The sequence below is a fragment of the Acidovorax sp. GBBC 1281 genome (genome assembly GCF_028473645.1).
Taxonomy (GTDB): domain Bacteria; phylum Pseudomonadota; class Gammaproteobacteria; order Burkholderiales; family Burkholderiaceae_C; genus Paracidovorax.
The window spans coordinates 3,517,363-3,529,508 of record NZ_CP097269.1 but is presented as its reverse complement, the minus strand read 5'-3'; the positions used below and the strand labels follow the sequence as shown (position 1 = coordinate 3,529,508).

10 protein-coding genes, 1 tRNA gene and 1 pseudogene are annotated in these 12,146 nt (G+C 63.2%); 4 read left to right on the top strand and 8 right to left on the bottom strand.

The genetic code is table 11. The features are described 5' to 3' along the window. Nucleotides 1–173: 173 nt before the first annotated feature. Both M5C96_RS16470 and M5C96_RS16465 read right to left on the bottom strand, forming a co-directional pair. Nucleotides 174–626, bottom strand: a complete 453-nt coding sequence (locus M5C96_RS16470) for a hypothetical protein (protein WP_272564208.1) — start codon at nucleotides 624–626, stop codon at nucleotides 174–176. A gap of 199 nt (nucleotides 627–825) precedes the next feature. Further along, nucleotides 826–1,776: pseudogene (locus tag M5C96_RS16465) on the bottom strand (IS5 family transposase). Nucleotides 1,777–1,897: 121 nt separating this feature from the next. Here M5C96_RS16465 and M5C96_RS16460 point away from each other — a divergent pair. Then, entirely contained in the window at nucleotides 1,898–2,986 is a 1,089-nt protein-coding gene (locus tag M5C96_RS16460; RefSeq protein ID WP_272564207.1) for an IS630 family transposase, read from the top strand. Here the strand turns inward: M5C96_RS16460 and M5C96_RS16455 are convergent. From M5C96_RS16455 to M5C96_RS16440, 4 genes are all read right to left on the bottom strand, one after another. Beyond that, nucleotides 2,983–3,381 (bottom strand): hypothetical protein, encoded by a 399-nt coding sequence (locus tag M5C96_RS16455; RefSeq protein ID WP_272564206.1) that lies wholly within the window; start codon nucleotides 3,379–3,381, stop codon nucleotides 2,983–2,985. The two genes, M5C96_RS16460 and M5C96_RS16455, sit on opposite strands and share 4 nt — an antisense overlap. Continuing rightward, nucleotides 3,378–4,352: a LysR family transcriptional regulator gene (locus M5C96_RS16450; protein WP_272564205.1), complete on the bottom strand. Its 975-nt coding sequence runs from the start codon at nucleotides 4,350–4,352 to the stop codon at nucleotides 3,378–3,380. Before M5C96_RS16450 ends, M5C96_RS16455 begins: the two co-directional genes overlap by 4 nt. Before the next feature lie 504 nt (nucleotides 4,353–4,856). After that, complete coding sequence (locus M5C96_RS16445) at nucleotides 4,857–6,686, bottom strand: ATP-binding response regulator (RefSeq protein WP_272564204.1); 1,830 nt, start codon at nucleotides 6,684–6,686, stop codon at nucleotides 4,857–4,859. Between the two features lie 401 nt (nucleotides 6,687–7,087). Beyond that, entirely contained in the window at nucleotides 7,088–7,594 is a 507-nt protein-coding gene (locus M5C96_RS16440) for a hypothetical protein (RefSeq protein ID WP_272564202.1), read from the bottom strand. Between the two features lie 571 nt (nucleotides 7,595–8,165). Between M5C96_RS16440 and M5C96_RS16435 the strand changes: the two genes are divergently transcribed. From M5C96_RS16435 to M5C96_RS16425, 3 genes are all read left to right on the top strand, one after another. Beyond that, a tRNA-Leu gene (locus M5C96_RS16435) sits at nucleotides 8,166–8,257 on the top strand. 13 nt (nucleotides 8,258–8,270) lie between these two features. After that, complete coding sequence (locus M5C96_RS16430) at nucleotides 8,271–8,903, top strand: DUF6806 family protein (RefSeq protein WP_272564201.1); 633 nt, start codon at nucleotides 8,271–8,273, stop codon at nucleotides 8,901–8,903. Nucleotides 8,904–8,970: 67 nt separating this feature from the next. Continuing rightward, complete coding sequence (locus M5C96_RS16425) at nucleotides 8,971–9,486, top strand: M48 metallopeptidase family protein (RefSeq protein ID WP_272564200.1); 516 nt, start codon at nucleotides 8,971–8,973, stop codon at nucleotides 9,484–9,486. 46 nt (nucleotides 9,487–9,532) lie between these two features. On the opposite strand, the gene murI is transcribed toward M5C96_RS16425, so the two are convergent. After that, nucleotides 9,533–10,450 carry a glutamate racemase gene (gene murI / locus M5C96_RS16420; protein ID WP_272564199.1) on the bottom strand — a complete coding sequence of 306 codons (918 nt, stop codon included), beginning with the start codon at nucleotides 10,448–10,450 and terminating at the stop codon, nucleotides 9,533–9,535. Nucleotides 10,451–10,580: 130 nt separating this feature from the next. Further along, complete coding sequence (locus M5C96_RS16415; RefSeq protein ID WP_272564198.1) at nucleotides 10,581–12,134, bottom strand: fumarate hydratase; 1,554 nt, start codon at nucleotides 12,132–12,134, stop codon at nucleotides 10,581–10,583. Nucleotides 12,135–12,146: the final 12 nt, after the last annotated feature.

The following is a 12,146-nucleotide window of genomic DNA, read 5'->3' as shown; positions in this document are numbered from 1 at the left end:
ATGATTTGCGAGTTTGTACTCTTTGCAGCAAGCGCCATGCTCTGACCGAACAAGGTCGCCCGCGAAAAAATTTCCAAGAATGCGATGTACAAAAGCATCAAAATGGTCGAGGGGGACCAGCGCGTATGCTTGACTTGGCTGCACTGAAGCGCCCCCCCTTTATTATCTCGCTATTAGGATTCTTTCAGCATTGTTTTGTAGGTGTTGTAAACCTTCTTGCCCTCGCTGGAGTTGATGCCAAATTCACTGCCTGATTTGACCGATTTTTTTTTATCCTCCGGAAGTCCATCCGGGTAATCTTTTTGTAACCGCGCCGCCATCGCGTTACGCTCTATCTGCGCGTTCATTTTCCGATCACCACCGCCTCCGGCGACGCTGTTACTGTCGAGTACAGTATGTCCACGATCAGGCTTGGAACTCGGGGAAAAGAATGCACCCCTGGGAGCCATGCTGGAAGATTCCGATGAACTTGGGCGCGGGCGATTTGATGCTCGTGGGGGGCTGAAGGACATATCCCAGTCCTGCACCTTTTTCTTCGATTCCTCAATCCGCTCAGGAGAGCTTCCAGGTGAATGGTCCGCTGGTGTACGGTATGTAGAACTATTGCCGGTAATTCTGTTGAACAACTTAAATCCCTTTCTTTGGCAGTTATTGATTGAGGAGCTATTCTTTCTCGTCCAGCGACCAATGTCGGGATAAAAGCGAACTCCTTCGCCATGAAACGAACCTCCGCGATTCGAATGCAACGAAAGCGTGATTGTCGCGCTGTATGGCGCTGTTGCACAAATCGAATTGCAGACGGCATGACCCCAACCCCAGACGGACCTATGCCACAGCAGTCACCGACACGGTGTGAGGACGGCCGATCTGACTGAACCGATTGAGCAAGGCCACGCGGACATGCAGCTCCACAACCTGGCGGTCGAACGTGCGCGCGATCACCCGTTCGCCCAGTCGCTTGAAGCAGTGCATCTTCGTCTCCACAAGGCTGCGCCGGTGGTAGCCGCTCCACTTCTTCCAAATGCCGCGACCCAGGCGCTGGCACGCCCGAATGGCCTCATTACGATGCGCCGAGCCCGGACTCGACTTCTTCCAATGGCTGGCGTTCTTGCGGGGCGGGATCACCGCCATCGCGTGCCGCTCGGCAATGGCGTCCAGGCAGGCGCGCGTGTCGTAGGCGCCATCGGCACTGACGCTTTCGATGGATTCGTCAGTGGGAATCTGAGCCAGCAACCCGGGCAACATCGGCGCATCCCCAATGGCGTTGCTGGTCACCTCGATGGCGCGTATTTCCAGCGTCTGCGCGTCGATGCCCAGATGGACCTTGCGCCATTCGCGCCGGTATTCAGCACCATGCTTCTTGCGTTTTCACTCTCCTTCGCCCAGGAACTTGATGCCGGTGCTGTCCACCAGCAACTGCAGCGGCGAGTTGGTTCGCTGGTAGCTCAGTTCGACCTGCAAGGTCTTTTGGCGCCGGCAAACAGTGCTGAAGTCAGGTACCGGCCAGTCCAGCTTTGCCAGCCGCAGCAGGCTCTGCACCATGCCCAGCGCCTGTCGCAAGGGCTGGCCGAACAGGCACTTGATGCTCAGGCAGAACTGGATTGCTGCGTCCGAGAAGGTTCGGCTGCGTCCACGCCTGCCGGTCGGCGTGCCAAACCACTGCATGCCCTCATCTAGCCACATCGTCAACGAGCCTCGCGCTTTCAGCGCCGCGTTGTACGCCTTCCAGTTCGTCGTGCGGTACTTGCTCCGCTGCCTGTTCTTCGTCTCTGTCACGCAGTCAGTCTACGGGCATCAGCATCGCGATTTGTGCAACAAAGCCGGTGTGCACCAGAGATTCGCATGAACTTCTATGATGTGTTTCTGGCGGCTGTTTTTTGCAGCCCGGGAGCACATCATGGCCCGACCGCATGCCGTTGCTATCGAGTTGAGCGAAGCCGACCGAGCTGTGTTGCTCGGTTGGTCACGCCGTCGCAAGACCGCCCAGGCCTTGGCGCTGCGAGCACGCATCGTGCTGGCCTGTGCCGATTCAGCAGCGACCAACACGGCGATTGCCGAAGCCATGGGTTTGAGCCTGATGACGGTGTCGAAGTGGCGTCGGCGCTTTGCCCAGCATGGCATTGCCGGCCTCGACGATGCACCCCGCTCAGGCGCTCCGCGCACGATCCTGGACGAGCAGGTCGAGGCCGTGATCACCACGACGCTGGAGACCGTGCCAGAGAATGCCACCCATTGGTCCACCCGTACGCTCGCCGCTCATCTGGGACTGAGCCAGACCACCATCTCGCGCATCTGGCGTGCCTTTGCATTGGCGCCGCATCGCACCGAAGGCTTCAAGCTCTCCACCGACCCGTACTTCGTCGACAAGGTGCGTGACATCGTGGGGTTGTACTTGCATCCACCCGAGCGCGCTCTGGTGCTGTGCGTGGACGAGAAGCCCTCCATCCAGGCCCACAGTGATACCGCTCCGGCCATACCCATGCAACCGGGCCAGCCGGAGCGCCACACGCATGACTACCTGAGACACGGCACGACAGACCTCTTTGCCGCCCTCGATGTCAAGGCCGGCACGGTCATCGCCGAGGTCCACCGACGTCATCGCAGCGTGGAGTTCCGTCACTTCCTGCAGACCGTCGAACGTGCCACGCCCGCGGAGTTCGAACTGCATCTCGTGCTCGACAATGCCAGCACCCACAAGAGCCCGATCATCCAGCGCTGGCTGCTCAGGCATACGCGTGTGCACCTGCACTTTACGCCCACCTCGGCCTCTTGGATCAACCTGGTGGAATGCTGGTTCTCGATCCTCACGGCGCGTCGGCTCAAGCGCGGGAGATTCCCCTCGACCCGCGCCCTGGAGAACGCCATCCGCGCCTACGTGGCTACCAACAACGTCAATCCCAAGCCCTTCGTCTGGACCAAGACGGCCGATCAAATCCTTCAGTCCGTTGCAGAGTTCTGCATACGAACTTCCGGTTCACACCACTAGGCCGTATGTTCATCTTTGTCGTCAGCGACATTTCCGAAGTTATAAAAATTGCGCTCGGGAAACTTGGCCTGCGTGAACTCCGGCACCAGAACCAGGATGCCAGCATCCTCGGCGGGTTCCAGCCATTCGCGGAGATAGCGGTCTGCGTCGCGGCGGACGCCATGCATGACGATGGCGACAGGGTCGTTCGGCTGCCAGCGCGCGGGGCGGTGGGCATGCAGGCGAATGTCGTCGGAGGTCGCGCCAAGGCCAGGTGCGGGAAAGTGCAGGACGTGCGATCCGGCAAGCAGCGTCCCGCCGGCAGACGGCGAGGAAACGCAGCCTATCAGCGGGAGGCTGGCGGCCAGAGCCAGCAGATGACGGCGTTGGGTCAGGTCAGTGATGGAAGCTTTCATTGCATACCTCGGGTTTTGCCACGGGTTTTGGGCGCGGGTGTTTTGCTGTGGGACGTCTGTTGACTTGGCTCAGCCGCAGCCGCCAAGGACGGCAGCGCCTCGAATAGATGCACGGCGCGGCGATGATTCAGGTCGAACCGGCGCCAGGCACACACTTCGACTGGCACATGAAAGCACTCCGCTCCGACGATGCGCAGAACACCGGTCACCAACTCATCGGCCACGCTGCTGCGCGGCAGCCAGGCCACGCCCAATCCTTGCAGGCAAAGCGCTTTGAGCGTCTCCGCCAAAGGCGATTCAGCGCGCGGCAGTAAGCGCGTGCCGATCTGCGTGAACACACGGTCAAGCAGTGCCGCCGAAAAAGTGAAAGGCGAATACCGGAGCAGGGGCACCTCGCGTGAGCGCTGCAGATCGCAGCGACCGTCTTCATCGACGAAAGCGCACGATGCGACTGGAACCAATGCATCGTGAGCAACGATACGGCGTTCGTAATCCTTGGTGCGCGTTTCGGGCCTGAGCTGCGAATAGCCCACCAGCAACTGTGCGCCGCCCCCGTCGAGCTCGTCAAAGTGTGACTCAACACCTTGAACACTGGGCACGATCTCGACCGCCAGCGAGGGCTCATTGCGCATCAACGGTGCGATCAGCTCCGGCACGGTTCGCGATGCCAGCGTGTGCAGGGCCAGCACTCGCACACGCTGCCCGTTCTCGCCCGATGCTTGGCGAAGGTCGGCGCGCATCGCTTGCATCGATGCCACTGTCTGGCGCGCCAAACCCATGAACTCCTGCCCGTATGGCGTGAGCTGCACTGGGTAGACGGCTCTGTTGACAAGTGGAACTCCCACCCATTGTTCGAGTGCGCGAATGCGGCGGCTGAGCGCAGGCTGTGTGACGTGCCGATCCGCGGCCGCCGCCGAAAAGCTGCCGTTGTACACCAACGCAAGAAGATCCTCCAGCCACTTCATTTCCATCTTGTTGTCTCCTGGTGCGATGGGCCTTGGGGTCGATGGCGTGTTGCAATGAATCGGCTGCGTCCGCAGTGTTCAACTTGCCCCCGTCATGGCAGCTCACGCCTGGGCGCCACGTGATGATCGCGCGCGGATGCCCGTCCCATGGCATTTCCACCAGGCCAGCGGCTGAACGATGCCACGGTCCAGCGCAGCGGGCAGAGTTTGCAAAAGGCAGCATCGGGCAGTCGTCCCAATTTTTATCAAGTGTCAGACACTGTAGAGAGCGGTGGCACACAGCCTATGCCGATTTGGTATATATCTGACTAAACGTAACCTGTGGTGCCTGGATGTTGGCGCGAATCATCGGTATCGGTATATGCGGCGGGTGAGCCACCAACTTCAGGCCAGCGCATTGAAGGGGCCTCGTAACGTTTGAATGTGACGTCAGCGCTCAGAGGTATTTCTTGAAGCTGCCAACTGCGATATCCATCGCCCCCACTGACGGGTGAACCGTGCTGCAGGGCATCAAACGGAGGCCGTGAACCAGCGGGCCAGGACCGCATGCAACTGCGCGGGTGAGAGGGGCTTGCGGAAAACGAGGTAGCCTTCTTCCTCTGCCTGTGCCAGCGCGGCCGATTGGTGCTCGCCGCTCACGAGCGCGCCACGCGCTGCAGGGCACCGCCGCAGCAACTCCTGCAGCAGCTCGAAGCCACTCTGGCCAGCGGCAAGGCGCTGATCACACAGAACGGCCCCTGGCGCCAAGGGGCCCGCGTCCACGATCTGCAGTGCTTGCTGTGCCGTGGCTGCCAGGTCGACCTCCAGCCCCCAGGAGCGCAAAAGCGCGGCCACCGCCGTCGCCACCTGCGGATCGTCTTCGACCAGCAGGCAGCGTCCCGACAAGGAACCCATCCGCTCCTGCCATGACACGTCGCCCGGCGACTTGCCATCCTGCGGCAGGCCATCCGGCGCAGCGTCGAGTGAGAGCCAGAAGCACGACCCCCGGCCCGGTGTCGACTGAAAGCCATAGGTGGCACCGATCAGTCGGGCCGAGCGCGCCACCACCGAGAGGCCCAGGCCATGGCCGGCCACCTCCTGCGTCCAGCGGGCGCCGCCGCGATAGAACGGGGCATAGAGGCGATGCTGGTCCTCCAGCGGCACGCCAGGGCCTGTGTCGCGAACTTCGATCCGCCATTGCGTGCCGCGCGCGCGAATCCCGACCAGCATGCCGCCGCTCGAGGTGTAGCGCAGCGCGTTCTGAACGAGGTTGAAGATCATCTGCCGCAGTAGCGTGCCGTCGGTGTGCACGGTGGGCAGTCGGCGGCGTGGCAGGCCGAACCGCAGTCGCAGCCCCCGCCGCTGCGCATCCGGACCGAACACCGTCGCCACATCGCCGAATACGGTGGTCAGCGCCACGGGCTCGCGCCGAACTTCGTAGGTACTCGATTCCAGGCGCGACAGGTCGAGCAACGCATCGAACATGAAGGAGAGGGACCGGGCGCAATCTTGGATGCCGTCGAGCACCGGCACGAGCTGCGCATCGGTATTGCGCTGAATCGCCGTCTCCATCAGCAGGCCCAATGCGTGCAGTGGCTGGCGCAGGTCATGGCTGGCCGTGGCATAGAACCGGTTCTTTTCCTCCAGCGCGCGCTCTGCTTCCTCCTTGGCCGCTCGGTAACGTTCTGCGAGCTGCAACCGCTGGCGCTCCATTTCCACCTGCTGCACGACGAATCGGCGTGACCCCCAGGCATGTCGCAAGATCACGCCGCCAAAGAGAGCCACCAGCGCGAGCATGGCCTGCCAGCGCTCGGGGAAATACCATGTCACGGCGGCCAGGATCGGACCGTACGTGGCCACGAAAAACGGAAAGAAAACGCGGGGCTGGGGCGCGAGGAAAGTCGTGCCGGAGGCGATCACCGCACACATGACGAGGTACACCAGGAGCCGGAAATCTTGGGGTGCCCCCTGTGTGAGTGCGATGGGCACGACCCAGAGCAAACCGTCCACCACTGCCAGCACCTGGAAGATCCGTTCCCAGCGAGGCACCACCTCGGCATCGGGTCGCGTGGTGTCTCGGCGAAAGCGCCATTGCATGGCCCACAGCAGGCCCGCAAAGGCGAGGAGCGCACCCCACCACCAGAGCATGGGGCTGGATGGCGCTCCGGTGCGCGCGTGAAGCCACGTCAATACGCCAGGGATGACGAGGGCAGGAATCTCCGAAGCGCCGCCACGCGATGCGAAAGATTGGAGCAGTCGTCGCCGTACCGCCAGATCGAGTACGGCGCTGGAGGTTTGGGCATCGGCGGCGGGCTCGGCATGCCATGCATCGGGATAGCGGCTGTCGGGTGCGATCGGCATTTGTGCGAGGAGCGTGCGGAATAGGGTGGAACGGCTGGTGGAGGAGTCGAAGGCTGCGGTTGCGGGCCTCGTCAGCCACTCGGGAAGTCGACGTCTACCTCACCTCTGAATCCCCTCATTAGAAGCGACTGCTCTTGCGCAGCCGCTTTGTGTGGACACCACTATTTACTCGCTGGCTGCGAACTGCAATCACCCCATGGTGTCTGTTGGGATGCATGGCACGTTTCGCGCACGGCTTGCAGTTGCCCTGACGTGATTAGGAGCCTTCACAGTGCCAATGTGTTCAGTTCTGCGCTGGTGCATGGATGTTGCAAACCGGGCGCCGTGATGTCGGGGCGAACACAGATGCCGATCACTGGGGCGACCGGGATTCATGTTTCCGACCAGATGCCTCTTTTCCGTCAACCCTCGAAGCGGAGGTAGTCGTAGGTGACGGGCTGGGTGCTGTTGCAGGAATAGGTTCCCGAGGTTTCGATGCCTCGGCCCGCGAACCGGTAGGGGCCTGTGTAAATGCACGTTTGGGACTCGCCATACCCGTAAACGAACCGGAACTGGCCGTCGCGCGCGGAAAACGACGGCGCGGTGGGATACCCCGTCACGCTGGTGCTGCCAATGTTCCGGCTCCGACAGTTCTGATTGAAACGTGCCCTGTGCTGGAACCTCGCGATGCGGCGGGGCGTGTCGCCCGGCAGGGTCACCGTTCCCGTCGTCGCGGAGTCGAAAGCGATGCGCATCTGCCCGAGGTCGGCCGCTTCCTCGCCGTGACCTTGGGCGCCACCGGGTACGGGGCCTTTGCGAAACTCGCGCAGGTCGCCAGAGAAAGCCGTCTGTCCCTCAGCGCGCACGCGGCCGGTTTGCAGAAAGAGCGAGGAACCATCCGGCCGGTGGCTGACATAGGTCACGACCATGTCTTGCGTTGCCTTGCTGCGCAACGATGTGCAGGCTGCGGCCTGACCCACCCTTCAATTCTCCGTCGTAACTCCCCATGCCCAGTTCGGGCTCGGCCGTCTGCGCCCAGGCCAGTGAGGCACAGGCAGCCGTTAAACCCCCAGGATGAAAGCCGAGGTGGCTGGGCGGTTCGATGGTGCGTAGTGCATGGGTGACCCTCTGAAAGATCGAAGATTTTGAGGAAGCAGGACTGGAACGCGTCGACTCCGTATGGCCTATCCCTCCATGGTGGGGTGATTGCACTGGAGGTTACAGGTTGCGCGTGGGCCTGGAACTTGGCCACGCCCGAAAAAGTAGGACATAATCTGGGTTTTCTGCCCGAGGGGTGTCCGAAAAACCTCTTGTGTATCAAGACGTTGAGTTGGAAGCGAGCATCTCGTTTCCCGCTCCGATTTGCAAGGGAGGCTTAGGCTTCCCTTTTTTATTGTGCGAATCGGTTGTTCTTTGGATTGGCCGATCCGCATTGGCAGCGTTGCGCACCTGCGTGGCCCGGGTTACGCTTGAATGCAAGGTGCGCGCCGCGCAGCCGGCGCCCCGATGGTGAAATTGGTAGACACTGCGGACTTAAAATCCGCCGCTTCCTGAAAAGGGGCGTGCCGGTTCGACCCCGGCTCGGGGCACCACTACGATTCGATCATGTCAAGTTACAACGCTCCCTTTGAAATCCATGTCCACGGCCAGGTGCAGTTGCGGGCCGATACGGGGTTCGACCAGTTGCAAGAGGCTTTGAAGCCGCTCTGGAAGTACGCCGGGGCCCGTTCCTTGGCCGACGGTGCGGCGAGCGCCTATGAGGAAGAGCCCGGCATCCAGTTCGACGCCAAGGAGCACACCCTGCAAATCTGCTGGACGGTGCGTGGCGACGAAGACTTTCGCCAGTCGCTCGACGAGATGTGCATGAGCCTCAACGAGTTGTCGGAGCAGGGCGCGGCCATCGAGGTCACGTTCTACGACACCGACTTCGATGAAGACGAAGAGGATGACGGCACCGAAGCGCGTGACGACTTCCTCATGCTGTTCGTGGGCCCGACCCCCGCGGCCATCATGCAGGTGCAGCGCGATCTGCTCGTGCAGGATGTCGTGAACATGATGGAACGCCACTTCGACGGCGCTGAACTGGGCGGCGTGGTGGCCGAGATCGACAAGCTGTTCTCGCAGCGTTTCGATGCCCTGGTGAACTCGCTGGAGATTGGCAAGCCGCCACGCGGCAGCGGCGGTTCCGGTGGTGGCCATGGTGGCAGCGGCGGGCGCCGCCCCCGCCATCTGCACTGAGAGCGCACGCCTTTTCGTGAAAGACCCGGTGGCCTCTTGTCCAGAGGTGGCCAGCGGATTGCGACCGATGGCGATCGAACTGCCTTACCTTCGTGCGTACCCGGATGCCTTGCAGGATCAGGTGCGCACGCTCATCGCCGAAGGGGGCCTGGCGGCCCTGCTGCAGCGGCGCTATCCCCAGGCGCATGCCGTGCGCACCGACAAGGCGCTGTACCAATACGCCGCCGACCTGAAGGCGCAGCATCTGCGCAAGGCCGATACGGTGCAGAAAGTGGTGTTCGACAGCAAGATCCATGTGGTGCGGCACGCGTTGGGGCTGCACACGTCGTCGGCGCGCGTGCAGGGCGGGCGCCTGACGGCGCGGCACGAGATCCGCATCGCCTCCATGTTCAAGCAGGCACCGGAAGAGTTTCTGCGCATGATCGTCGTGCACGAATTGGCCCACTTGCGCGAGAAGGACCACGACAAGGCCTTCTACCAGTTGTGCGAGCACATGGAGCCCCACTACCACCAGTATGAGTTCGATACGCGGTTGTATCTGACCCACATCGAGCATGCGGGTGAGCGCCTCTGGGGCGTCTGATGGCCGTTGCGTCTGCTATTGTTTTTGTAGCTAGACGCCGGGAACTTTATTGCGCCAGAGCCCGATTGGCTTCATGAGCCATTGCACCTGCACCGTCCGCCGGCACGGTGGCCGTGCTGCAGCACCGGGCCGGTAGCTGCAGCCAGCGCTGGGCTGCGGCCTGCAGGGGCAGCAGCGAGCCCGTGGTGATCAGTTGCATGCGGTCGCATGCGGCGGGGATCTCGTCGCCGGGATCCGCCAGGAGGCCGGTCGCCTGCAGCAGGCGGCGGGTTTGCCTGGCAACCGGCTCGCCGGTGTCCACCAGGCGCACTGCCGGGCCGATGAGGGCGCGCAACTCCTCTTCGGCGAACACATAGTGGGTGCAGCCCAGCACCAGGGTGTCGATGTGGCCTGCCGCGGTGCCGAACGTGCCCATGGCGGCGATGTAGCGAGTGCACAGTTCGCGCACCTCGGAGGATTCGGCGGCATCAGGCACCGCATGTTCAGTGCTGCGTTCGATGGCGTAGGCCAGCCCATCGCAGGGCTGCACCACGAATTCGGCCTGCGACTGCAGCGACCCCAGCAGCAACGCGAACTTGCCGCTGGTGAGCGTGCCCCGCGTGCCGATGACGCCGATGCGCCCGGTCTGGCTGAGCGCCACCGCGGGCTTGATGGCCGGCTCCAGGCCGACGAGGGGCAGGTCCGGGCATTGGGTCCGGACCTCGTGGATGGCGGCGGCGGTGGCCGTGTTGCAGGCGACGACCAGGGCCTTGATGCCGTGCACCACCTGCAGGTAGCGGGTGATGGCGTGGGTGCGCGCAGCGACATAGGCGTCGCCCCGCTCGCCGTAGGGCGCGTGGCCACTGTCCGCCAGGTAGACGAAGCGCTCGTGCGGCAGTTCGGCCTGCAGCGCGCGCAGCACGCTCAGGCCGCCGATGCCGCTGTCGAACACACCGATGGGGCGTTGCTGCGAGGTGGGCGTCATGCGTGCCTTGGTGCCATGTGAACGGAAAAATCAGAAAACTCCGGCGGCCCCAGCGGCTGCTGGGCCGATCCGCGGCCCGGGGCCGCCACCAGGCCACGCCTGGAGCCGCCGCCAAGGCCGGAGATGGAGTTCAAGCGGCGACGAGGTCGATGGACTTGAACTCGCCCGTGGCGATGCGCTTTTGCCACTCCGCCGGGCCCGTGATGTGGGCGCTGGTGCCGCCCGCGTCCACGGCCACGGTCACGGGCATGTCCACCACGGTGAACTCGTAGATGGCTTCCATGCCCAGATCGGCAAAGCCGACGACCTTGGCTTCCTTGATGGCCTTGCTGACCAGGTAGGCGGCGCCGCCCACGGCCATCAGGTAGGCGCTCTGGTGCTTCTTGATGGCTTCGATGGCGACCGGGCCGCGCTCGGACTTGCCGATCATCGAGATCAGGCCCGTTTCGGCCAGCATCATCTCGGTGAACTTGTCCATGCGCGTGGCGGTCGTCGGGCCGGCGGGGCCCACGGCCTCGTCCTTGACCGGGTCCACGGGGCCCACGTAGTAGATGACGCGGTTGGTGAAGTCCACGGGCAGCTTCTCGCCCTTGGCCAGCATGTCCTGGATGCGCTTGTGCGCGGCATCGCGGCCGGTGAGCATCTTGCCGTTGAGCAGCAGCGTGTCGCCCGGCTTCCAGCTCGCCACTTCTTCCTTGGTGAGGGTGTCCAGGTTGACGCGGCGGCTCTTGTTGTAGTCGGGCGCCCAGTCGATCTTGGGCCACAGGTCGAGCGAAGGCGCCTCGAGATAGGCAGGGCCGGAGCCGTCCAGCACGAAGTGCGCGTGGCGCGTGGCGGCGCAGTTGGGGATCATCGCCACGGGCTTGGAGGCCGCGTGCGTGGGGTACATCTTGACCTTGATGTCCAGCACGGTGCTCAGGCCGCCCAGGCCCTGCGCGCCGATGCCCAGGGCGTTGACCTTCTCGTACAGCTCCAGGCGCAGTTCCTCGACCTGATCGAGCTTTTCGCCGCGCGCGGCCTTGGCCTGCAGCTCGTACATGTTCAGGTCGTCCATCAGGCTTTCCTTGGCCAGCAGCACGGCTTTTTCCGCCGTGCCGCCGATGCCGATGCCCAGCATGCCGGGCGGGCACCAGCCGGCGCCCATCGTGGGCACGGTCTTGAGCACCCAGTCCACCAGGTTGTCGCTGGGGTTCATCATGACCATCTTGGACTTGTTCTCGCTGCCGCCGCCCTTGGCCGCGACGGTGATGTCCACGGTGTCGCCCGGAACGATCTGCGTGAAGATCACCGCGGGCGTGTTGTCCTTGGTGTTCTTGCGGGCGAACTGCGGGTCGGCCACGACGCTGGCGCGCAGCGTGTTGTCGGGGTGGTTGTAGCCGCGGCGCACGCCTTCGTTGATGGCGTCTTCCAGGCCGCCGGGAAAGCCTTCCCAGCGCACGTCCATGCCGATCTTCAGGAACACGTTGACGATGCCGGTGTCCTGGCAGATGGGGCGCTGGCCGGTCGCGCTCATCTTGCTGTTGGTGAGGATCTGCGCCATCGCGTCCTTGGCCGCCGGGCTTTGCTCGCGCTCGTAGGCGCGCGCCAGGTGGGCGATGAAGTCGGCGGGGTGGTAGTAGCTGATGTACTGCAGGGACGCAGCAACGGACTCCACGAGGTCGTGGTACCGGATGGTCGTGGTCATGGTGGGGTGTGT